The organism is Flagellimonas sp., from assembly GCF_965233845.1.
Taxonomy (GTDB): Bacteria; Bacteroidota; Bacteroidia; order Flavobacteriales; family Flavobacteriaceae; genus Flagellimonas.
Genome location: NZ_OZ247584.1, coordinates 1000044 through 1023220, shown reverse-complemented (window position 1 = coordinate 1023220; position 23177 = coordinate 1000044). Strand labels below are relative to the sequence as shown.

Genomic DNA, 23177 nt, shown 5'->3' with positions numbered 1-23177 from the left:
GGAGATTTTTAAAAATACGATGAGATTCCAAAAATAAAACCTCCTGTTCTTGCGGGATCGTTGTTCAAAATATCCTTTTGTCTTTGGATGCGATAGTTGAGGCGGAATACCGTCTGTGGGGATGGCCTGAAACTGATGGCCGGCATGATGCTCCATATCTCATCGCCGATTTCGTCCCCTGTCTCGTTAAAGGCTCCCACGTTCCAATCGACGTATTCAAACCGGCATGCCAAGTTCAGGGTGGCACTGTCCCAGCCCAACATTTTTCGCTTCAGGACAGGTTGAACAATGTCCAAAAAACCACCGTGCTGTTTATTCCCATATTGTTGTGTATAAGTGTTGGGGATATCCACCTGTACCCAGGCCCATTCACCTGTTATATAGGTGTTGAGCTTTGGCAGTGTATGGTTATAATCAATGGCATATACATTGGCCCTTCTTTTTTTGTCCAGTGCAATGCCATCATCTTCAAAGGTGTTGTAGATGCCCCCCATATAGGATAGTCCGATCTCACCGAAGGTATTATGTCTTACCGCTATTTTGGCCGTGGCCAACGGTGTGCCACTTGCCGATTCCTCAAACCGTTCCCCGTTTTCCTTGCTGGCAGGCAGAAAGGTCTTGTTTTCCGAATTGTCTATGATCGAGTTATCGAACCCTCCTGACAGATACAGTTCATAACCGAACATCCAGTCCTTGCGATAGGTCTTCCCAAATAGGCCGAACCCGGCATTGCTCCAGGTAGCGGGAAGCATCTGTGTGGCAGAGATGGGCCTGTCGGTAAACTCCCATTTGGGGCCATCGTGGTTTTGGTTAAAGGCCCCTATGGGATTCATGATGATCCCGCCCCGAAGGTTCAGCAAAGGGAGGAACTCCACATCCAAGGAGGCAAACTCTATGGCTATTTCCTTACCGCCTTCCTCAAACTCCACCTCACTCATGAACTTGAGTTTTTTGCCAATGGAAGAGGATACGAACAGGGTCATCCTGCGCATTTGGAACTGATGCCCCTCGGAAACCCCGTCCGTTCCCAGGTGCTGCCAGTTTGCTTCCACATAACCGCCCACGGAAACAGGGACCTTTCCAAAGCTCAAAAAAGGACGGTCGTAGACTGCATCCATATTGAGGCCTTGTTTTGTTGTATCTAACTGGGCTCTCTTGATAAGGGTGGAGTCTATCTGGGCCTGTAATGCTGTTGCAAATAACAATAGTAATGTAGTAATGAGGTGTTTCATGCTTTTTTTAATGAGATAAGGATATTTTGGTCGGTTATCTGCACCGGAAAGGACCTCAAGGTTTCCTTGGCGGGTCCTTGGGCCACATTCCCTTTGTTGTCAAATTCACTGCCGTGTGCGGAGCAGACCAGTTTATCGCCATAGGCGCTCAGTTCGTTCCCCTGATGGGTGCACCGCAGATAGAGTGCCGTATACTCCGTTTCCGAAAACCGGAATATATAAATGGGAAACTGTAATTGCCCGTTGTCCACGATCAGGTATTCAACGGCTTTTTCGCCTTTCATGAAATCCGTCCTTTGAACGACAAGATGGTCCCCAATAATAGGGACCGTAATGCTTTTTGTAGCAACACATCCCTGTAGCAGTATCGCTATGGAAGAGGCCCCAAGACAGGCATATCCGCAGGTCTTTATGAATTCTTTTCTATCCATTCTATAGGGATTCCAAAAATTTGATAAGGTCGTTTTTCTCGGATTGGGTCAGGTTTTGGTATTGGTTTTTGCTATTTTCAGCCTCCCCACCATGCATTAGGATGGCCTCTTCAATGCTATGGGCCCTGCCATCATGTAACAGGAAATATTGCCCGCCCTGGGTAGTGGGGGATAGCCCGAGTCCCCATAACGGTGGTGTCCGCCATTCAGAGGTCAGGGCACTGCCCTCGGTATAACCATCATCCAGACCGGGCCCCATATCGTGCAACAAAAGATCCGAGTAGGGTTGGAATGTCTTATGGGAGAGCGCTTCGATGGGGGAATACCCGGTTACCAGTTCCGGTCTATGGCATGAGGCACAGTTTATCTGGGAGAAAAGAGACTTTCCGTTCTGAACCTTCGATGCTTCCTGATTTCTGGGAATGGGAGCCTTTAGGGTGTTCAAGTACGCGACCACGTCCCGGATGGTCTTATCCGACACCTCAGGGTCAATGGTCAGACCGGAATACACATCCTTTGGGTCGAAGGAAGAGGCAATACCGATATCCTGGTTGTAGGCATCCACGGTCTGTTGCAGCAGGTCATATGCCGCCGCTTTTTTTCCGAAGCGGTGGATGTACTTTCCGTCCTGGGCTATCGCATTGTCCAAAGGATCCAGATATTCTTTCAATGTCCCCCAATTGGGAACGCCGGATATCCCATCGCCGTCATCGTCATTGGGATCCGACATGGCCATGATGTCGGCATCGGTCACGTACTGCAAAAAACCGAGACCGGTAACGGCAGGAGGTGTGAATTTTGAAAAAGTGGCCCCATTGGGAATCGTCTCAGGCTCATAACCGGGCAGTGCCCTGTTCTGTATCTGCGGGCCTCCCAAATGCAAAAACTGGTTTCCGGTGGCATCCGTCTGCCCAAAACGTGTAAGGGTTGTAAAAGGGGTGCCCTTTCCGTCCCCTGCATGGCAACTGGCACAGCTTGTGGCCACAAAAATAGGCCCCAATCCCGATCGGGAAGTGAATACATCGTCATTGAACGCAATGTCCCCCGCTAAAAATTGTGCATTTTGTGCAGAGGTCAACCCCTCCAATGGGCCATCCAAAAGTTCTTCTTCAAGAGGGGCAATGGGTTCATATTTATCACAGGATCCAAATAACAATCCAAGGACCAAGATTTTGTGAAATAGTTTATTTTCAAGTGACATTTCTTGTCCGATTAAAAATTTAGAAAAGCAAATATATTAAAGTTAGTTATGCCTAACAAATATTTTTACTATATATAAAATATAAATATAGTTTAGACTAATTATTGATTTATTGGAAAGAACTCAATAATTGTAAATGATTGTGAGGAGTAATAGTGGATTGAGATTGCGTAATTAGAACCTATCAAAAAAGTTTATAAAGAATGGTTTCACATACTCTAAAGGATCTTATCCGTGACCAGTATCTTGTCACCAACTATTTTACTTAGTGTTTGTTTTTGCCCTTGCCCATAGGAAACGGATAAGCTTCCATCGAAAGGTTCCACGGAAAGAATTTCTATTTCAGTATCCAAGAACAAATCCTTATTGTTTAGGAATTTTAAAAATTCCTCTGAAGAATTCTCAACAGCTTTAAATATCACCTTCTTTCCCTTTACACATTCACTAAGCTTACGATATTGCTTTCCTTCCATATTCCCATTTATGTCCGGAATTGGAGATCCATGGGGATCAAAGGAAGGATACCTGAGAATTTCGTCCATCTTTTTGAAGAATTTTGGCGATTTTACATGCTCTATTTGTTCTGCAATGTCATGGACTTCCTCCCAGCCAAATCCCATGATTTCCACTAAAAACATTTCCGTAAGGCGATGTTTACGGATAATGTGTATGGCTTCATTTTTTCCCCTTTCGGTTAATCTAACGGGTTTATATTTTGCATAATGAACCAATTTTTTTTCCGCAAGCTTCTTGATCATATTGGTCGCTGAGGGCATTTTTATGCCCAACCGTTTGGAAAGTTCATTAACATTGACCTCTCCTTTATCATTGGACAGGGAGAACAGTGCTTTCAGATAGTTTTCTTTTACTAAGGAGTCCATAAGGCAAATATAACAATTGCAGCTGTACCAATATAGGCCGACAACAAAAGTTTTAGGTGTGCCTAACATTTTTGTTGGTGGAATAAATTATCAGTTTCAGGGAACTTACTTGATTTTTGTAAAGCAAACTATTGAATGGCAGGTAGCCATAAAATATGTAAATAGGTGTGTCCGAAGCAATGACTTTATCGAAAACGCTATTTCTGCTTGGGCAACGTGCAGCCCATTGGTGCATACCTCCCTATAAAACCCAAAATGCCTGGAAGCTTGTTCGCTCCCATCATAGGAATTCTTGAAACGCAGCATTGGTAATATCTGGCTTTCTGCCTTCCTTACCGAGAATTGGTTGTCATCCTCGATTATAAAATTGGTAATGTAAAGACCTGTCTTTTTTGTTAATGGTGCGTTTCCGGTATTTCAGATTGACATCCATCAATAGCTGCTCAGCTTTTTTGAAAAACAGTTCATTTGGAATGTGGACATAGCTGTTCGAGACCACGCTCACAATCTTTCCCTTGGAGATGATGACATTTTCAAGTCCTCTTCGAGGGTCCACCCCCATATAGTAAATCAATTACAGATGTAGTACAACCTGACGGTTCATTTGCATTCAGAGAATCTAACTCTGCCAATTCAAGGGTCAGTTTGGGTGTCTCCCAAAAAATCCCTTTTACGGGAGGTAAAATTAGTGTCTCGAATTCCCTTAGAAGATTAGATGTTTTTGGAGATAACGATAGGTCAATCTCATACTCTGCTTCATGATCAAACATTAATATACCCCAGCCATTGAATTTTTTTAATAGATTAAAATGGGATAAAAAGATTGAAGATGCAAAGCAAAAAAGACTGACAATAGAACATAAAAAGAAATGGATTGCAATAAAAGCTCTGGCAATAGAATATTATTATGACCTACTACTTCTCCAAAAAGAAAGGCAAATACTTGAAAATGAATTGAAAGATACAAGTGTATTCTCGCTCTTGGAGCCCAACAGATTTATGGATGGGTTTAATAGTATTATCACAGTATTTGAAAAGGCTTATTCTGATTTTGAAAAACAGTATGGAAAGATAAAAATGAAACCTGAAATAGTTTTTCTTCCTTTCCAAGGTAATCAAGCAGGGAAGAAGACAGGGAACCTTTTAATCTTGAACCAAAGGTTTTTAACCGATACAAGTTTCAATAAAAAAACGATTGTTCATGAGACTTTGCATTTTTGGTTAGGGGAATCTTTGGTTTTTGAAAATACTTTTATAAATGAAGGCATTACCGAGTATTGTACCTTGCAATATCTGAGGAAAAAAAGGGAATTCAAAGAAGTGGACATTCTTATTGTGGATTATAAAAGTAAGGCATCCAGAAACTTTAAAGTGAATTGTATCGATTTAGAACACCCACAAATTTCCAACAAAGAAGTACTTAACTTCTCGTATAATTACCTCCCCCTTTTATTGTCCAAAATGAAGGCAAAAGGAAAAAACATCGATAATCAAATTACTGACTTTTATATCTTCCTCTAAAACCGAGCAGTTTTTAATTAACATTGGAATTTATTCTAATGACTGTTTTGTAAACGGGTTTAAAAGTGAATACCGTTAAGTTACTCTAAGATAGTATTAGCTCATTGTTCAAATCCTTGTAACAGACGTTGTCGTGACTGTGTCTTCCTGATGTAACGTTTGTTAACGTTTTTTTAGGACAACCTTTCTACTCTCCTTCGATTCATGCAATTCAATTTCCAGTTTTTCTCCATCACCGAGAACGAACTTCGGCAGGACATATACAAACCGTTGGGCAGCACCTCTTTTAATGATTTGTAGTTCCATATGTTTAAATACCGGCACTATTTCCAATTTTTGATATGATGCCTTTCTTTTTTTGTTGCCATTCGCCCTATATATTTTCAAATAGTCCAACTCAAAATCGATTTCCGAATTGTTAGTGACCTCAATAACCAGATAGGTCTCATCCCCGTTGTAGGCCATTTTTTGTAACTGAAGTTTGACACCCCTTTTTCGCTTGGTGGCCAATCGCTCGTTCTTGGTCTTTAAAAGGTAGCTACAGAAGCGCTCATAAGACTTTCTACGCTCGGTGATACTGTCAAGCTCTCGGCTATCGGGCAGTTTTTGTTTTTGAATCGGCTTTTCGGTCCCGATACTTTCAGAACCGGCAACAAAATGGTTCAACTTGTTGAGCTGTTTTCGGTATTTCAGGATATAGGAATATACCTGCCCACCCTTGGTCAACACCAATAAATTGCTATCTTCCCCCGGCTTAGCCTGTACCAACCCAAAGTGCTGCTCTTTTTCGCGGTTATAGGTAAACACAAAATTTGAAGCCCCTACAATACCCTGGCGAATGGGCTCTGGAAAGAACAGGGCCACATTTTTATGCTCGTTGGCGTAGATGGTGTCCAAATATTTTTGTGCCGACATTTGACTGCTTATTATAAGTATGGAGATTATTAAAATATGTTTCATTGTTTTAGCTTTAAAATGAGTTGATAATTATCCATTATGGTCACCTTGACCAAACGGTTGTCCCTTTGGAAGAGTGCCTTGATGCCCTTGACCTGTGGCACGCCACCGATATTGATATCATCAATGGCATCCCCTACCACTTCCTTTGTGGCCTCCGCCCGGAAACTGTTCTCGATGTAGATGCCCTCACTGCCATCCTGAAGGTCATGTGCCCTTAGGTTAATGGGAATGTGTTCAATATGTTCAATCTCGATCATGGTCCTGTTGGGCTTAAAACTCACGAATCCGTAAATGGCCGTGTTTCTTGGAATCACAGTTCCATTGATCATGGCCTCTTCCAAGAGCCGCATCCGTAACCTGTAATGCTGGCGTACCGTTTGGGTACCATCCACCCTGACCAAGATCTGGGCATCCGTAGTCCCATTTACCTCCAAGAGCTGTTCCATGGGATCTGAGGCAAAGAACAACTGGTGCTCCAATCCCAATTCCTTCATTTCAATGGATGGGTCTTTGTCATCATTTTTCTTGGGAGTTGGTATGGTATCCGGTTTGGTATGATCCAATGCCACTTTCTCGGTCTTCGGCTTCCGGAATGTCCCTTCCGAGTAATCAATGCGCCCTTCATTGTAGATACTGTCAATGATCCGCATCTTTTTCTTTTCCATCAGGTCTGGGTCATAGACTCCCGTGGAATCCAACAGGCTCTCGTCATAGATGCTAGGGGCGTTGGTCTGCCGCTCTTCCTTGATGGCATCCAGGGCCTCCAATTTGGTTTTGTACTGCTCCTGTTCCTCCCCCAGTTCCGGTACGGGAATTTGGTTGTTATCAATACTTGGCTCTTCGTCCCCGCCCAATGCCATCATCGCATAGCCCACAATGAACAGGACCACGCAGAGAATGACCAGGCCAAATACAATTTTGTTCTTCTCTAGTTTCATATCAGTTTGTTTAATGTCCAACCTGTCCCGATCTTATATCGGGATTATGGACTTTTTTTAAAGTGTTTTCAAAAAAGTTGGTGATCAACAGGCCATGGGTATTGTTCGGAAAGTTCCGATTCACATGAATCAGGTTGCCCGTAGTGGTCAGCTCATAGGTATCGGTGACCGACCCCCGGTTGATCTCAAATACGGTAACGGTCTCAAACCTATAGGGTTCTGATTGCAGGTCCACCTTGGATTCTATGCTCAGTACTTTCTGTACCAGGGAATATTGTAGCAAACGGTTATATACCCCTTCCGCTTTTTTCTGCCGATAAAGTGCATCCACAGAGCTGTTGCCCAGCCATAACGCCCTTTCAAGGTTGTTTTCATTGTTACTCGCATCAATGCCATAGAAATAGCTGTGGAACAGTTCCAGATGGGCCTTGGCCTCCACTTCGAGGTTTTCCAATTGGGTGACCATTTTTAACGGGATCACGCTTCCATCCCCGTTGACCACAAAGGCATTGTCCACACTTTCCCTGTGGAGCTTGATGACCATCAGCACCGACACCATACAGGTCAGTACGGTCCCGATGACCATGACCAGCACGATAAAGCGGTTGAGCTTTAGAACATCGTATATGTTTTTATAGGGTGTTTTCATTTCATTAGTAGTTTTTAGCGCAGCTATCATGTATTCATTAATGTGCTTTAAGCACCGAAGAGTTTGAAGGTAAAGGAGGTGGCCTTGCGGTACAGTTTGAACTTCAACAGCACGATAAACCCGATGGATGCCAGTTCTATCAATGGTGCAAAGAATTCACTGCCCCAGTCCGTCCCGAACAGGTTGTTCCAAAAGTTTGCGTTGATCTCCATGTACAGGGCATTGACGAAGACATTGACCAAAAAGAAGGCCGGTACCAGCATATACACCCCTGCATAGAGCTTGAAGAAGTTATAGGCCAGTCCCCTGAACTTCTCGAACACGGCCAAGCTGATCACCAGTGGAAAGAAGGCCCGCATAATGCCCAATAGAAAGAACCGTTCCGCCAAGAACAGCGGATAGATGAACAGGTCCATCATCCATAGGAAAATCCCGATGATAAAGGCCAGCACCTTCATACCGTACAAGGGTGTCACCAAGGCCTCATACAAAAGTGCCAGTGCTTTTTTGGCGGCCTCCAGGGCGCCCACATCCTGTTCCAGGTCCACATCCTGCATCTGTAACGGGAGGAGCGCCGGGGCCGTGTCCCGGTACTGGGATTCTATGGACACCAAAATGGTATCAAAGACATCCAATACCTGTGTGGAGAAGATCACCAAGATCACGATGGCAAAGTTCTTGGCCAGTTCCGTGGGGGTCAGCCCCCAGGTATGGCCATCCGTAGAAGCAATGCCCTCATTGTATTTCTTTAGGATGTTCACCAAAAAGAACAGGACGGCCAATGCCTTCATGCCCGTAATGGTATACTGGGCAAAATCACTGTCCATGATGGTCTGGTAGACCGCATCCACATATTCCAATCCTATTCCCAAGAACATAGCTGCTTAATAATTCGTTTCACGGTTATTGATCCTGTCCTGCATCTTCCTGAAGGAAATAATCTCCCGATAGCGACGGGTCTTGGCACGTATCTCGGCGACCATTTCCTTGGATTTGAGTTCATGCTCCTTCAGCACCTTGGCCCGCTCGGCATCCTCCATCTTAAGGAGCCCGCTCGATAGGATGGTATTGACATAATCCACACTTTCCATGGAACTCTCTATGATGTCATTGAAGGAATCCGTAATACGGTCTATTTCCCCCGGTTTGATATAGGGGGAGTTCAATATCTCCTGTAGGTCGTTCTGGACCATATTGAAGAGCTGCTGGTTGTTCTGGATGAGTTCCTGAACTGCACTGAGTTGTTGGAGGACATTGCTCACCTGTTCGATACGCTCCTTTTGCTGCTGCAGAAACTCCACGGTCTTTAACAGTTGGGAGGTCTGCTTGGCGGATTCGATAAGCTGTTTGGCCAGGCTGATAAAGTTGGTATTGTCATACACCGGCATCCCCTGGGCCACAATGTAGCCTGATGAAAAATGGAAAAGTGTCAGTGTCAATACTAGAATTTTGATTTTGTTTTTACCCACAAAATGTCCTTTTGCTTTTTTGTGTTCGTTACCCGAGCCTGAAAGCCGAACGGATGGAATAATCTTCGATTTCATGATGTTCTGTTTTTATGGTTAATGAATGTTTTTATGGCTTGTTCCATGTCGTTTGTTTTTTCAAAAAGCTCCATGATTTTGGTATTCTCGGTGCCATCGGTCAGGTAGGCAGCAAAGACCTCAGGTGGTACTTCCAACCGGAAGATGTTGCTTTCCTTGCCGATCTTGATGAACATTTCGGTGTACTTCCGATCCCCGGTCAGGTTGTTGCGGATGGAACGTAGTTGGTTCAGGTCATGGGATGACAGATTGAGCCTATTTTTCAGCTCGTCATAGCCCTTTTCGTTACGGAGACTGTAAATCACCTGTGTGTTCTCCAAAATGCTGGCAGACGTGGAATTATCGGGCAATTGGTTGATGGACTGTAGGATGATGCCAATGGCCCCGTTCTGCTTCCGGATGGCCTGGTAGTAGAACTCCACACTTTCCAGGACGTTGCCGAACTTCAACTGCTTGGCAAACTCATCGAACAGGATGATCCCCCGCTCCGAGCGGTTCCGCCAGATGGTGCGCTGTATGGCCGACTTGATAAGCTTCAGCATTACCGAAAGGATTTCCTTGTTGTCGCGCACCTCGTCCAGTTCAAAGACGATCATCCTTTTGTCCTCGATCTTATAGGTCTGGTCCTCCCCGACATTGAACAGAAAGCTGTATAGGCCGTTTTCCACATACTCCGATAGGATGTGCAGAAACCCATAGACACTGAAATCCTCCTCCCTAATGTTGAGGGTTTGGATCAGGTCATCCTTATGGCCGTCCACAAACTGGTACAATGATGCCAGGGAATGTTGTTCCCGCACGGTGTTGTAGTAATGGAGCAGCACCTTTTTCATGGCCACTTCCCTGCCCTTGGATACGGTATTGCCCTCTGCCAACAGTTCCAACAGGAATACGGTCAGGTCCTCCAACCTTTCAGGGGTCAGGTCGGCCTCCCCCGAAATATAAAAGGGGTTGATGCCCAGGTTCTTGCCCTGTTCGTACCGTAGGATGATATGGTCATCAGGGTACAGCTTGGCAAATTTGGCGTAGGAGCCCCCCAGATCGATAATCACCAGCCGAACACCCGCCTCGAAATATTGGCGGAGTATGTTGTTGGCAAGAAAGGACTTGCCCTCGCCCGTTGGGGCAAAAATGGCAAAGTTCCGTGCCTTGATGCGTTTTTTCCGTTCGTCCCAGACATCCTTCAGCACGGGGATGTTGTGCTGACGGTCGTTGAATATGATGCCAGTATGGTCCGATTTGTAATTCGTGTTGTTGATGTACAGGCACAGGGCATGTTTCAGGTCGGTAACGTATAGATCGGCATTGGAAAAATTGGAGGCATGGCAGGGATAGCTGTTGAGAAAATAGTGCTTGCGTTCCTCTCCCTTGGGACAATAGGGCACAATGTCCAGTTCCTTGAACTCCGTCTTTATAATGGAAGCGGTTCTATCCAGATGTCCGGCTTCCGGACTCCAGAATATAACATTGAAATGCCCACGGATGATCCTGGAGCTGTCATCGCTGTTGATCCTGTCAAGGATATCCTCGATCTTTTTAAGAATGACCTTGTTCTGGGTGCCAAAATTGGAACTCTTGCCCAGTTCCCCGACCTTTTTGTCCAGCAATTTCCGCCATTTATGCTTGTCGTCCATATACAGGATATGGTTGACGATATGGTCCTCGTTCAGGTCCAGGCCCAGCCCGTCCACAAAGCCCTGGTGGAACGTAAAATCGTCCGAGGTGAACCTGTCGTTGGTCCGGCTGCTCTGAACGGATTCCCCAAAGCAGAGCTCACTGTTCACGGCCAGTACATCAAAATGGTGGTCCCCTATCGAAATACCCTTTTTTCCCAACTGGATATCGGTATCAAAGCCCTCGTTGAATCCATTGAAATAGGTGTCGGTGACACTGACAATTTGCTGCGGTGCCATAGGTGTCATGGACACCTTTCGACTGTTGTTGACAAAGGACACCGCATCGTTCACGGCACCGATGAACTCAAGGACACTGTGGTCGAGTTTTTTATGGATGCCCTTTTCCACTTTCCTAAAGGGATTGACATATTTAGGGGCATTCAATGTCCTGTCCAAGGGATGGATGAAAAACAGATAGCTATTGTGCTTCATATGTTCCCGTCCCTTGAAATGGCCATGGGTGGCTTTTTGCAGGAAGGTGTCATTGGGCAGTTCCTCTGCGGAATACCCCCGCTTTTTGTAAATGTCCTGTTTATGGATGACCGTGCCCGTGGGCAGCGATTTGAAGCTCTGGAACCAGGTCCCGTGGAGCTCTTCGAAATCGGTCTCCGAAAGGGAGTACACTTCGGGCAGGTCCACTCTGTAACACAGTACCACATTGCCATTGGAGGCAAATACGGTATGCCCCTGGATGTCCAAAATGGGATGGTATGCTGAAAAATTGATCTTGTTCATGGTGTCAATGGTTATCGGCCCATTTTGCCAGGCCCGGTTTTTTATGGTCTATGGTTCTTGGAAAGGCCTTCTTGAAGTCCAATAGTGAAGGGTTTTTGGTAATCTGCCCCAAGATCAGGTACAGGACGATGTTAAACATCAGTACCGAAATGATCACCACCACACTAAAGGAAAAGATGATGATGAGCAAGGAGCCGATCACCGAGACCATCAATAGGGCAAAAAGTGATATGGGAAGCCCCATGATCACCGCCCGCTTTCTGATATTCCGATATACATCGTAAGTCTTCATAAGTTTACCTGATTTAATGCCAAATGCCGTTTAACGGCTTAGACAACAATGCCAATGAGGTAAGTAAAGATGCCCACAACGGCCCCCGCTATCAGGACAAAGACCAGTACCCTGGTGATCCCCTTTTTCAGGTCGGCGTTCTCCCCGAAAAAGTGTCCGGCATTGAACAGGAAGCCCACGAGGAAAATGACCCCGAGTATGATCGGGAAAATGGCCCGTATGGTATCGGAAATATCGTTGACCGAATCCTCGATGCCCCCGATCTGGGCGAAAAGCCCATAGGGGATAAAAAATGTTGACAGGGTGAAGTACAGTGCTTTTTTCATATCAAAAAGTGTTTAAAAATTCGTTTGGTTCTGATAATCGAAAATTACCATATATTGATATACAAATACCTGTTAATCAGTTATTTGTGAATAACATATTAATTGATATGATTTGGTTTTTATTGATGCGAATTGGTACCAAAATCTATGTAAAAAACGGAATGCTATGTTGATAACCTTAAAACCTTTGATCTACAAAACCCTCAAAAACGTCAAACTTCGACTTCGCTCAGTTCAAGTTTTTGTCCTTTTGATGTGCAATTTCCAACCATTTTTTGGTCAGGAAATGGTCCATAAAGAAATCCTGGTCATCGATCCAGGACACGGCGGTATGGATTCGGGTGCTATAGGAATAAATGGGGTCAAGGAAAAGGATGTGGCCTTAAGCGTGGCCAGGGAAATCGTTCGATGGAACCATAGCCTTTTGGATGGCAAATACGATATCTATCTCACACGGTACACTGATACCTTGATATCCCTTGGAGATCGCTCCAAATTGGCAAAAGCCTTGCAAGCCGATGTATTTGTTTCGTTGCATTGTAACCATGCAGAAAATCCGGAAGCAAAAGGAATGGAGGTTTTTGTCCATAATTCCCACAATAGCTATTCCAAAGAGTCCTTGGCCCTTGGGGTATCGATCCTGAATGAAGTGGTACAAAACCTCGGAATCAGGAATCGTAACGTTAAATCAGACAACTTTCATGTACTCAGGGAAAATACCTTTTGTCCTTCGGTCTTGGTCGAGATGGCGTTCCTATCCCATAGAGATGAAGCGGATTACATTCTAAGGATAAAGAGCATCAGGGCCCTGGCCTTGGCAATACTACTGGGAATTGACAATCTTAAATTTGAAAAAACATGAAACAGTTTTTATATGCCCTATATAAAACATTGAAAGAACTTCTTGGTATAATATTAAAATAACATTGGCTATCCCAAGAGGGATAGCCAATGCCAAATAGAAACCGACTTTGATTTGTTTTTTGATGTAGGCTCAGGGAATGCTTTTTTTATTCAAAGACGACCAAATGGGATTCATCAACGCCCCTGCACACAATTTTTAGGATATAGGTGCCTTTCTTAAAGGTGGATATATCCATTGTCGTCCTTGTACCTGTTTGGTCATATTTCATTGTTTTGACCAGATTTCCACTAAAATCGTATAACTCCAACTGAACTGGATCAACAGTTCTACTTCCATTGTTCTTGGCAATGGAACCATCTCCAACTGGATTAACATTGGAGACCTTCAGTTCCGAGGCCGTTGGATTGGGGTATACCGTAAATGAGAAACTACTTGGACAACTGCCGTAAATGATATCCGTATAGGAGCCCTCTCCACAGGAAGTCGTTGAACGTACCTCCAAGGAGCCTCCCGTACAACCAAACGGTACCGTGGTACTGGATGAATAGGATGTATGTATAAGGGTGGACCCATTCTTATAGAACTTCCAAGGGGCCGTACCACCAGTAACATTAACGTCTACCTGTCCATAAGGACCTGGACCGGTCCATGTGTATGAAATGGTTGGACCAATCTTTAATGACCGCGTTTCGACCAAATTGCCACAGGAACTTCCAGGATAGTTAATGGTGGCCGTTAAGGATACCGAGCCCGAAGAGTTTCCTTTTATGACCACGGAGGACGTTCCCTGTCCCGACTGGATACTTGCACGGGAATTGCTCAAGCTCCATGTAATGGTTGTGGATGCCGTTGGGCTGAAATTGTTCAGGCTAAAGGTTTCGGTATCGTTCACGCATATCGGGCTGGTACCAACTATATGAATCGTTTCGTTGTTCAGACAACTCCAGTTATTCATATGATTGGTAATCCTTGTAATTGAGGCGGCTGAAAACTCCAAGGCCTTATTGTCACCTTGGCACATTATGCTTCTAACAAAAGGGGTTCCACAATCTGTCCCCTCCGAATGCCTACCGTTTAGAAGATGCCCAATTTCATGGGCCACCGTTTGATGCACCCTAGTACGATCTTCCGAAAAACATCTTGGGTTTGCATCATCACAGGCAGCACCAATTCTCGATGCCTGTCCGTAAATACCCGTAGTTTTAGCTGTAAAATGGTGGACCAAATCCCTTGAGATGCCACTCCAAGGGGAAGATGTCCATAATGTGTTAATCTCACCCATGATGGTGCTCGGGTTACTCGATGCGTAGATACCGCTCCCGGTAAATGCCTGAACACTGGTAACACTCATGACCGCATCAAGATCGCTGTCATAAACATCTTGGATCATATTGATCTCGCTCAACATTCGATTGAACGAACCATCATTATAGGCATCCCAATAGTCCCCATCACAGTCCAATGCGACTTCAATTACCTTACAGCCCGTAGTATTGCTAAAGGTAGTAATGCTTGGTTGGGACTGTTTGTTACCTTCCAATTCCTCTTGGGTACCGCAAATCCCACCGGTTCCTATAATATCCCTCGACCTATATAGTACTATCTGGTTCGATTTCAGAGAATGGTCCCCGACCATGTATTTTAATTGGTCCACTATTATTTCGCCATCATCTGTCTGGATGCTACCGTGGATAAAACCACGGTCGATGGTCAACCTGACACCGTGTCCTGCATCCCCGTCCGATAGATATCCTTTGTAGGTAATGGTCTTTTCCATTGGGAAGACCTCCATACCTTTGTCCGTTACCAATGTAGCGGTGAAGGAAGGTGAACGGATCTCTTCTGGAAACACATGCATATCCAGGACCATGGATTCGTTGACGTTCCAAAGCAATCTGGCTCCTTGGGGTGTGGCAACATCCCTGTTGAGTTGGTCCAAGTCAATTTCAACCAGAGTAAAATCTTTGATGGATTCCCTAAGTTTTTGTTCCTGAATCTGGTTGGCGGAGAATTCTTTGGTCAATACCCTTTGTTGGGCGTTGGCCATTGGGCCAAGGAACAGTACCATGGCCATTAACAATAAGTAGGTTTTTTTCATAATATATTAAGATTTAAGGATTACTTATCTCAATATCGATCAGTTCAAAAAAATCCGCACAAATATCCTCTGTTTCAAAGGACTCATAAATATAACCACTGAAAATTACCTTTGTACCATCGACCTGGAATGTTCCATCCAGATTACATGGTCTGAGCGTACCAAGGGGATTCTTATCTAATGCCTCATCCGGTTTGATAACAAATCCACAGGATTCTTCCTCCATAATGGTTCCTGATATATTTTTGACCGTATTTACTATGCTGCGATTATCATCTTGGTAGCAACCAGGTTCAGGGCCGTTGTCATCATTGGAACAACCGGAAATACTGCCCAAACTAAATACTAGAACAAGGATGTAACTCGAAATTTGCAAAGCTTTCATTTTTAGGATTTTAAGTTATTGAATATTTATTTTAAAAGTAAGTTTTTTCTTATGTTTTCGATTAACGGTATCTATTGGTTATGATACTTAATTCCAAAAATGGTTGCCTTTATCCTTTTCGAAACTTTTTCTATCAATATTTTCCCAGGATGTTGAACAGCTAACAAATAAACCTTGAAAATGAAAGCAGTGGCAATTCCGATGCATTGGATTTTCGAATAAATGGCCCTTTACTTTCGTTTATCCGAACTGTCCTTTTCAAAGGCCACCAGGTTGAACATCTGGCGCATGCGGCTCCTTACCCGCTTGCCATAACGCTCCTCCAGCTCCTGTGCATTGAGGTTGGTGGTGCAATGGGTCTTGATCTGGCGGTTGACAAAAAGCTCGTAACGGGACAGGAGTACCTCCCCCATCACATTGCAATCCTTGCCATAATGCCTACCTGTCGGCTCCACTCCCAAGTCGTCAAAACAGAAGTACTGCCCGTTGCCATAGTCCTCGATGGTCTTAAAACCGATGTGGTTGAACCCGAACACGATATTGCGGCTGGGAATGACGGAATACGGTTTTTGGTAGGGCACCAGAAATTTCAAGAGCCGCATCAGACTGGTCTTGCCACAGCCCACGGGTCCCGATAGCAATAGCCCCTTGTTGGGGTCGATACCGTCCTTTTTGCAGCTGTCATAGTCCTTGATGATGTAGTTGCAGAGTTTCAGCAATATTCCGCGGTCTTCCTTGTAGATCCTGAAACGCTCCCCGAACATCAGCTTGCCCTTGGCCTCCAGATAGATGAGCATCTTGTCAAAATCGTACAGGATGTTGTTGCCCTGGAGCTCTCCCAAACGATAGGTCCGAGTGCCCTCGGTGATGATATGTGGATAGTCCAGCTTCATAGCGGTTCCCCGTAATCCTTGTCCGAACCCGTTTTTAGGTTGTCCCGATGTTGGCCAACCCCATTGGGTTTGTTGTCGTTTTCAAAATCTAACGGAATTAAATTTTTAAAATTTTCCGGTTTTATATTGTTTTTATTGTTTGTTATAGTTTGTATATGTTTTATTATAGGTACCAGTGCTTGTCCACTGCTTGTCCCGATTTTGGTACGGCTTCGGTACACAGCTTGTCCATCACTTGTCCCAAAATCGAACATCTTGATACGGCTGCCCTTAAAAGGGTTATGGGATGGGATATATAGCAAATAGTTCCAATGGCTCAATTCCCTGATACATTTATGGTAAGTGGATTTGGAACCTATTTTTGAAAAGTCCATGACCTCTTCCCTGTTGATATGGAATTCCTCCCTAAAAAAACTATTGTTCCAAAGCTGAAAAAGGGCAATGTACAGACTGATATGGGTCGGGTTCAAACGGGAATCCTTGGTAAATTGGTCAAAGACCCCACTCAGGTGTTTGATGTAGTTGATGTCCTCCAAACCCCTAAAAGTTTTTGTTGACCTTGTTCCGCTCCAGCACCTCCATAATGTCCTGCTGATCGTAGTACAGCACCCCTCCCACCTTGGTAAAGGGCAAGGTGCCGTTGATACGGAGATTCTGTAACGTTCCCGGTGAAATTCCCAACAGTTCCCTAACCTCTGGGGACTTCAGCCATTTCTTCGCAGGGGTCCCGGAATGTTCTTCAAGCAGTTGTTTGATATCCTGCAGGAGTTCCAGTTTGAACTCGAACAGGTCTTCGGTGGTAATGATCGTTGCGCCCATTTGCATTTGTTTGTTTAAAAAACAAAGCCGCCCCCTATGTTTCCATTTTTTAAGGACGACTTTGCCCTGATTTGACTTTCGATGGCACAAAATTGCAAAGGCATTTTCGATATTTTTCCATAGCTATGATAGAGGTGGGGGATTTTTTTTTGACATTTTTTTTGATGGTTTTTGGTGTGTTCTGGTACATGGAACGCCCCGTTGGAGTCCCAAAACCGCCCAAATTTTATGTCCAGGGCCCTAAAAACCAAATTCCCCACCTTGGGATAGAGGTGGGGGATTTTTCCGGTCAGTCGTCCAGGCCTTCCATCCGCTGTTTGAGCATATCGATAAGCCGGTCCAAAAACTTGGTCCTGCCCGTCTTCCGTGACCTGATCTCGATAAAGGTGTGGTAGTAGTTGCCAAGGTCCACGTTGTAGAAATGTTCGAAGTGGGCCGCCAGGTCCTTGATGTCCGAGGTGCCACTGTTGATGCACTTGCTGGAGTGCAGGGCATAGAGGAGCTCAATGAGATCCGTCTTGCTGCCCGTCCAAAATAGTTTTGAAGGTCGTTCCATAGGTTTGTCTTTTAAGTCGTCCATGTTGTTGGTCAACGTATCGATCTCCCGCTGTAGGTACACGATGAGCATATCGTATGCCATGATGGTGGCCACCGTACCGTCCTGACAGGTGGAGAACTGGTCGTCGATCAGAAAGTGAAAGGATTCGAGGGGGAGCCGTAGGTCCTTGTTGCCCCGGACAAAATACTGTTCGTCCAGGGAGATGGCCCCACGGCGGTAATAATTGTAGAATTCCAGATTGTCATTGAAAAATATCTGGAGCTTTTCTATTTGGTGCTGTAGGTACTTGACCTGGGCGGCACCACTGCCCCTTGGCCGCTTGCTCTCGATATTGAAGAGCCGTCCATAGTAGATCAGTTTGCTGAAGAACTGGGGCTTGACGTGCTTGAAGAAGTTGATCTCCTCCTCCTGGGTCGAAAACGGCTTTTTGCCGATCTGCGCCTGGAGGCGTTTGATGTACCGCTCTACCATGGTGATCCCCGATTCGGCCCGAAAGAGGATGTCCCCGTTCCCGTTCTCCAGTTTGTCCAATTGTGTCTTGAATTCCGATACCAATTTCTGATGCTTCATATCGGTCGGGTTTTAGGCGTCTCGTTCCATGATCCCCAAGAGCTCCAACGAAAAATTATCGGAAGCCTGCACATAGGCAAAGCCCTCCCTGACCGTTGCCCCCAGCTTCCGCTTTTCAAAGGCGGCGGTCATCCCAAAATCGATTTTGTGCATCCCGAGCCCAATGGCACGCTCAATGGTCCGGTACAGCAGTTGGCGGTAACTGTGGTGGCTCCGTACATACCCATAGTCCAGCCCCACAAAGGCGGGCACATAGGTGGTGCCCTGGTTGTTATAACAGAACATCACGCCGATGGGCGTGTCGGGCCTTTCGTCCAGGGACAGTACGATGAACTCCCACTGGGGATCATCGGACATGGATTCAAAGACCTTTTTTGGAAAGGGAAAGGTGTTCAGCCCAAGATTGTGCCGGTGCACATTGTTGTACAGTTCATTGAACCTGTCCAGTTGCCCTGCATCTGCCCGTTGAAGGATGCCCACCTTAAAACTATGCTCCAAGCCCTGGATTTCCTGTCGGTAATGGCGGCGGTTTCTTGAGGACAGCTTGGAAATATAGGTTTCCATATCCTCCCCTTCAGGTAATATCACGGTACAGCTGTCGGGCATCTGGATCCTCACGAATCCCTCCCCTGTCAAAAACCGGTGCAGGGGGCCATCACCGTCAAAATCCCGTAGGACGGTCATCTTGGTGCCGAACCGGCGCTCGAAGGATTCCAGGGTCTGGATGAATACGCCCAATGCCCTATCCCTTAACGGGTGTTCATGGTCGATATAGAGATGGTTGCCCTCGGTGAACAGGGAGCCCATCGACAGCACCTTGGAGGTCATATGGTAGGGATCCTTCCTTCTGGCAGCTTCCAATGACCTTGAAACGGTTTCCTTGGCCAGCATGTCATCCTTCCAAAGCCCTATGGTCATAAAGGTGGCCAGTATGGGATGTCCCTCCCGGTCCCTAATGACCACATATCGGAACTCCCAATTGTGCTCCGTCCTGTCGTGGCCCTGAAAACTGCGCTCCAGAAACTTAAGTCCCAACCAGTCATAGGTTCCCTGACACGAAAACCATTGGTTCCATTCATTCGGGTCAATGGATTCTATTGTGTCTGCCGACTGGATGTCAAGGTCGGGATCGGCCAATATTTGTTCTGGGGCCTTGGATTCGAGCTTAAAGGCATGCAGCACCCTATCCGGATCGGTACCCGTTTCCTCCAATGCCTTGGGGTAATGGTATGCCATGGCCTCCACCAACGCAGCGATCTCCTCCCTTTGGTTATGGCGTGAGATGGTCAACCGTACCCCCGTGTTCTTGACGGGCACCGCGGGGAAGAGTCCCAGGTTGACATAGAACCCTTCGGCCATCAAGCGGTTGACGAAATTATAGCCGGTCTTGGGCATGCCCGTACCGATATAGAAGACCGGGGAATTGTTACGGTCCACCAAGGGCAGGTCGGTCCGTTGGAGCAGTGCATTGAAATACTGTATACGCTCCCCCAGTTCGCTTTGCAGGTCATGGATTTCGGGGGATAGATGGATCTCCGCAGAGGCCGAGGCAGCCGCCACCGACGCAGGCTCCAGTTGGGCGGAAAAGGTCAACGGCCCGCCAAAGGTCCTGATCCGGTGGTGCATGGTCCTGTCCGGGCATACCAATACCGCCCCGCTCGCCCCAAAGGTCTTGCTCAGGGTCCCGAAGAGCAATATATTGTCGGGGAGTTCCCCCAACTGGTCGATCACAAACCCGGTACCGTGCCTGCCCGTCCAGCTCATGCCGTGCACGTCATCGATGTACAAGTACAGTTGGGGGTATTTTTCCGACAGTTCCATCAGGCCATGTAACGGGGCACTGTCCCCGAACATGGAATAGATGCCATCGGCCATGTACCAGATGCGCCTTCGGGTGCGGGAATGGTACATGATCTTGTCCTCCAACATATCCAGTTGGTTGTGGCGTACCATATCCACGGGAATGCTCCGGTTCTTCAACAGCTTGCAGGCATTCTGTACGCTCCAGTGCACCTGGTGGTCCAGGATGACGGCATCCCGATCGTCCACCGCACCGGGAATGGCCCCCAAGTGGCCAAGGGTGCTGTTCTTGGTAATGATAATGGGCTGCCCGTACATCCGGGCCACCTTTTCCTCCAGTCCCCTGTACAGCGGATGTGAAATATAGGACTTGGACAGGGGGAACTGGGTCCCGTATTTTTTGATGGCATCAATGGCCGCCGTCTTGAGCCTGGCATCCTGCTCCAGCCCAAGATACCCGGTGGTCCCGAAATGGAACAGCGAGCGGCCCTTGACCCCAATGGTTCGTCCAGAGAACGTCTCACCTTCGGCGTACAGATGTAAGATGCCCTCCTGGGCGGCATCGGTGATGACATGGTTCACGGTATCCAGAAAATTGTTGTGCTTGATCTTTGCCATGGTCGGTTGTTTTGTTTAGTGTCATAAAATTTAGTGGGATTTGTAGTATTTTGTAGTACCCGAATTTAAATTAATCCCTCTCAGATATGTTTTAATCCCTCTCAGATAAGAATTTGCCACATTCAAAGGGGACTTTACGGGTTTTCCGTAATTCACAACTGTAATATTTTTGTAAATTGTACCCTGTATACCAGTTTGCTAGCTATGATGCAGAAATACTTTGAAAACGAGTACGCCCTATACATGCTCAAGGACCAGATTGTACATATAACCTATAAAAAGGGCGTTGAGATCGACCTCAAGGCCTCCAAACAGATCGTCAGGGACCGGTTGGAGTTCCAGGAGGAACGGCCCTACCCCGTTCTTTGTGACATCCGCCACCTGAGACGTGTGGACAAGCCCGCAAGGGACTTTCTGGCCGTACAGGGCTCCCTATTGGTCACGGCCCTGGCCATTATCATCGAGCCGCCCGTGACCGATGCCATGACACAGTTCTATCTCAGGACGAACAACCCGGACATCCCCACCGACTCCTTCAGCGAAACCGCCAAGGCCATTGGCTATCTGGAAAAGTTTCTGGGCGTGGTCCTATGGCTGGCACTTTTTAAACTGAACCTGTGAACCAACGTAAATGCCGAATAATCCCTAAAACCAACAACAATGTCCCCCCTAAGAACCGACAAGAGAATGCAACAGATCCAGCACATGCTGCTGGAGATGGCCAGCGGTAATTTCTTCTACCGCCTGGATACCACCGATAGGAACGATAACGTCGAGGCCCTGGCCATCGTGCTCAACATGCTGGCCGAGGAGATCCAGGAGTCCTTTTACCACCAGGGCTTTGTCAGCACCAAGACCACCACCGAGCATCTGGTACAGATGTGCTTTCTGTTGGATGACAGCGGTAAGGTGCAACTGGTCAACCAAAAGACCTGTACCATCCTGTCCAAACTCCACGGCAACATCCTCCAGAGCCCCTTTGGGGACCTGTTGACCGAATCCTCAAGGGCCGTATGGCAAAGGAAATGGAAAATGCTCCAGAAAAAGAACTTTTATGACATGACCCTGCCCCTGGAGTTCAGGACCAATGAACACCTGGTCATCCCCAACCGCTGCCATATCACCGTGGTCAAGAGCAAGGACGACGGTTGCCGGAGCATCCTGGTCACCGTGTTCCATACCACCCTGGAAAAGACCTTCGGCAAGGAAAGGGACAGAAGTGCCATTCAGGAAAGCACCAAGGGCAAGGACACCAAAAAACAAAGACCCGAACGACCAAAGGTCAAACTGAGTTATGACGACATCCGAAAGATCCGTAAGGGGCGCGACATGATAATGAACAACCTCCAGATGGACCTGCCCAACCTCACGGACCTCGCCCACCAGCTGGGCACCAATGAGTTCAAGCTCAAGTACGGCTTTAGGGAACTCTACGGTACCACCGTCTTCAAGTACCTGGTACGGGAGCGCCTGCGCAAGGCGGCCACCCTGGTCCAGTACACCAAATTGAACTTCAAGACCATTGCCGAAATGGTGGGCTTCAAAAGTGTGCCGCATTTCTCCAAGGCCTTTAAGGAACGCTATGAGTATGCCCCCAAAATATTCCGGGAACGGGCCCAAAAGGGGCAGTTATAACCAAATTAATCCCTCTCGGATAAGGAATAATCCCTTAGAAGCAAACTTAACTCCCGATCTTTGTCATATCAATATAATCGGTATGGATTTCACAAGGAACTATGGGCGTTTATTTATCAAACTGGCATCAACAGGGTTCGTACTGCTCTTTGTATATGCGGCTTCCAGTAAGCTCATGGATTTCCATGGGTTTAGAACACAATTGGGGCAGTCCCCCATCGTAACGGCCTATGCCGATGCAGTCGCATGGGGCATCCCACTGTTGGAAATCCTGATCGCGACCCTGTTCTTCTCCAGAAAATGGACCCTATTGGCATTTTACGCCAGTTTCGCCCTGATGGCCATGTTCACCTCCTATATTGTCCTGGTCCTGAACTTCAGTGACTTTATCCCATGCTCCTGCGGCGGCGTGCTGGAGGAATTGGGGTGGACCGAGCATATTGTCTTTAACCTAGGGTTCGTTGCCCTGGCACTCGTGGCCATCCTTATCATCGAAAAGGGCCGACCCTTAAAAACCCGTTTACCATGAAATGGCTCAATACCTATACG

Annotated in this window: 24 protein-coding genes and 1 pseudogene; 5 read left to right on the top strand and 20 right to left on the bottom strand. The window is 46.4% G+C overall.

The genetic code is table 11. The features are described from left to right. Positions 1 to 8 precede the first annotated feature (8 nt). The 5 genes and pseudogenes from ACO6S0_RS04700 to ACO6S0_RS04680 all read right to left on the bottom strand — a co-directional run. Complete coding sequence (locus tag ACO6S0_RS04700) at positions 9 to 1232, bottom strand: hypothetical protein (RefSeq protein ID WP_422350849.1); 1224 nt, start codon at positions 1230 to 1232, stop codon at positions 9 to 11. Continuing rightward, complete coding sequence (locus ACO6S0_RS04695; protein ID WP_422350848.1) at positions 1229 to 1663, bottom strand: ubiquinol-cytochrome c reductase iron-sulfur subunit; 435 nt, start codon at positions 1661 to 1663, stop codon at positions 1229 to 1231. Before ACO6S0_RS04695 ends, ACO6S0_RS04700 begins: the two co-directional genes overlap by 4 nt. Before the next feature lies 1 nt (position 1664). After that, on the bottom strand, positions 1665 to 2864 hold the full coding sequence (locus ACO6S0_RS04690) for a di-heme oxidoredictase family protein (protein WP_422350847.1): 1200 nt from the start codon (positions 2862 to 2864) through the stop codon (positions 1665 to 1667). Between the two features lie 218 nt (positions 2865 to 3082). Next, positions 3083 to 3745 carry a metal-dependent transcriptional regulator gene (locus tag ACO6S0_RS04685; protein WP_422350846.1) on the bottom strand — a complete coding sequence of 221 codons (663 nt, stop codon included), beginning with the start codon at positions 3743 to 3745 and terminating at the stop codon, positions 3083 to 3085. A gap of 162 nt (positions 3746 to 3907) precedes the next feature. Continuing rightward, positions 3908 to 4301, bottom strand: a pseudogene (locus ACO6S0_RS04680) (DUF932 domain-containing protein); the annotation flags it as partial. Positions 4302 to 4531: 230 nt separating this feature from the next. Between ACO6S0_RS04680 and ACO6S0_RS04675 the strand changes: the two are divergent. Then, positions 4532 to 5266, top strand: coding sequence for a hypothetical protein (locus tag ACO6S0_RS04675; protein WP_422350845.1), 735 nt, complete (start codon positions 4532 to 4534; stop codon positions 5264 to 5266). A 162-nt stretch (positions 5267 to 5428) separates the two neighbouring features. Here ACO6S0_RS04675 and ACO6S0_RS04670 read toward each other — a convergent pair whose 3' ends face one another. Genes ACO6S0_RS04670 through ACO6S0_RS04635 form a run of 8 tightly spaced genes read right to left on the bottom strand, consistent with a single transcriptional unit; the run spans position 5429 to position 12386 of the window. Continuing rightward, a complete protein-coding gene (locus ACO6S0_RS04670) occupies positions 5429 to 6226 on the bottom strand; it encodes a DUF4138 domain-containing protein (RefSeq protein ID WP_422350844.1) in 798 nt (265 codons plus the stop codon). Beyond that, the gene (gene traM / locus ACO6S0_RS04665; RefSeq protein ID WP_422350843.1) at positions 6223 to 7164 is read right to left on the bottom strand and encodes a conjugative transposon protein TraM; all 942 of its coding nucleotides are present in this window, start codon (positions 7162 to 7164) and stop codon (positions 6223 to 6225) included. The genes ACO6S0_RS04670 and traM overlap by 4 nt, the downstream gene beginning before the upstream one ends. A gap of 10 nt (positions 7165 to 7174) precedes the next feature. Next, on the bottom strand, positions 7175 to 7813 hold the full coding sequence (locus tag ACO6S0_RS04660; RefSeq protein ID WP_422350842.1) for a conjugal transfer protein TraK: 639 nt from the start codon (positions 7811 to 7813) through the stop codon (positions 7175 to 7177). Positions 7814 to 7860: 47 nt separating this feature from the next. Beyond that, entirely contained in the window at positions 7861 to 8691 is an 831-nt protein-coding gene (locus ACO6S0_RS04655) for a hypothetical protein (protein WP_422350841.1), read from the bottom strand. Between the two features lie 6 nt (positions 8692 to 8697). Next, positions 8698 to 9357: a conjugal transfer protein gene (locus tag ACO6S0_RS04650; RefSeq protein WP_422350840.1), complete on the bottom strand. Its 660-nt coding sequence runs from the start codon at positions 9355 to 9357 to the stop codon at positions 8698 to 8700. Further along, positions 9354 to 11768, bottom strand: coding sequence for a TraG family conjugative transposon ATPase (locus ACO6S0_RS04645; protein ID WP_422350839.1), 2415 nt, complete (start codon positions 11766 to 11768; stop codon positions 9354 to 9356). The genes ACO6S0_RS04650 and ACO6S0_RS04645 overlap by 4 nt, the downstream gene beginning before the upstream one ends. Positions 11769 to 11772: 4 nt before the next feature. Next, complete coding sequence (locus ACO6S0_RS04640) at positions 11773 to 12060, bottom strand: hypothetical protein (RefSeq protein WP_422350838.1); 288 nt, start codon at positions 12058 to 12060, stop codon at positions 11773 to 11775. A gap of 38 nt (positions 12061 to 12098) precedes the next feature. Then, positions 12099 to 12386, bottom strand: a complete 288-nt coding sequence (locus ACO6S0_RS04635) for a hypothetical protein (protein WP_422350837.1) — start codon at positions 12384 to 12386, stop codon at positions 12099 to 12101. Between the two features lie 166 nt (positions 12387 to 12552). On the opposite strand from ACO6S0_RS04635, the gene ACO6S0_RS04630 reads away from it, so the two are divergent. Then, the gene (locus ACO6S0_RS04630) at positions 12553 to 13248 is read left to right on the top strand and encodes an N-acetylmuramoyl-L-alanine amidase family protein (RefSeq protein ID WP_422350836.1); all 696 of its coding nucleotides are present in this window, start codon (positions 12553 to 12555) and stop codon (positions 13246 to 13248) included. 148 nt (positions 13249 to 13396) lie between these two features. On the opposite strand, the gene ACO6S0_RS04625 is transcribed toward ACO6S0_RS04630, so the two are convergent. From ACO6S0_RS04625 to ACO6S0_RS04595, 7 genes are all read right to left on the bottom strand, one after another. Further along, positions 13397 to 15349: a T9SS type A sorting domain-containing protein gene (locus ACO6S0_RS04625; protein WP_422350835.1), complete on the bottom strand. Its 1953-nt coding sequence runs from the start codon at positions 15347 to 15349 to the stop codon at positions 13397 to 13399. A 13-nt stretch (positions 15350 to 15362) separates the two neighbouring features. Beyond that, positions 15363 to 15734: a hypothetical protein gene (locus ACO6S0_RS04620; RefSeq protein WP_422350834.1), complete on the bottom strand. Its 372-nt coding sequence runs from the start codon at positions 15732 to 15734 to the stop codon at positions 15363 to 15365. Positions 15735 to 15964: 230 nt separating this feature from the next. Beyond that, on the bottom strand, positions 15965 to 16627 hold the full coding sequence (locus ACO6S0_RS04615; protein ID WP_422350833.1) for an ATPase: 663 nt from the start codon (positions 16625 to 16627) through the stop codon (positions 15965 to 15967). After that, on the bottom strand, positions 16624 to 17163 hold the full coding sequence (locus tag ACO6S0_RS04610; RefSeq protein WP_422350832.1) for a hypothetical protein: 540 nt from the start codon (positions 17161 to 17163) through the stop codon (positions 16624 to 16626). The genes ACO6S0_RS04615 and ACO6S0_RS04610 overlap by 4 nt, the downstream gene beginning before the upstream one ends. Positions 17164 to 17167: 4 nt before the next feature. After that, positions 17168 to 17446 (bottom strand): helix-turn-helix domain-containing protein, encoded by a 279-nt coding sequence (locus ACO6S0_RS04605; RefSeq protein ID WP_422350831.1) that lies wholly within the window; start codon positions 17444 to 17446, stop codon positions 17168 to 17170. 289 nt (positions 17447 to 17735) lie between these two features. Beyond that, positions 17736 to 18575, bottom strand: a complete 840-nt coding sequence (locus ACO6S0_RS04600; protein ID WP_422350830.1) for an RteC domain-containing protein — start codon at positions 18573 to 18575, stop codon at positions 17736 to 17738. 12 nt (positions 18576 to 18587) lie between these two features. After that, the gene (locus ACO6S0_RS04595; RefSeq protein ID WP_422350829.1) at positions 18588 to 20993 is read right to left on the bottom strand and encodes an aminotransferase class I/II-fold pyridoxal phosphate-dependent enzyme; all 2406 of its coding nucleotides are present in this window, start codon (positions 20991 to 20993) and stop codon (positions 18588 to 18590) included. Positions 20994 to 21197: 204 nt separating this feature from the next. Between ACO6S0_RS04595 and ACO6S0_RS04590 the strand changes: the two genes are divergently transcribed. The 3 genes from ACO6S0_RS04590 (at position 21198) to ACO6S0_RS04580 (ending at position 23157) form a co-directional block, all read left to right on the top strand. Beyond that, positions 21198 to 21614: a hypothetical protein gene (locus tag ACO6S0_RS04590; protein WP_422350828.1), complete on the top strand. Its 417-nt coding sequence runs from the start codon at positions 21198 to 21200 to the stop codon at positions 21612 to 21614. A gap of 177 nt (positions 21615 to 21791) precedes the next feature. After that, positions 21792 to 22628 (top strand): helix-turn-helix domain-containing protein, encoded by an 837-nt coding sequence (locus ACO6S0_RS04585; protein ID WP_422351800.1) that lies wholly within the window; start codon positions 21792 to 21794, stop codon positions 22626 to 22628. A gap of 82 nt (positions 22629 to 22710) precedes the next feature. After that, a complete protein-coding gene (locus tag ACO6S0_RS04580; protein ID WP_422350827.1) occupies positions 22711 to 23157 on the top strand; it encodes a MauE/DoxX family redox-associated membrane protein in 447 nt (148 codons plus the stop codon). Positions 23158 to 23177 lie beyond the last annotated feature (20 nt).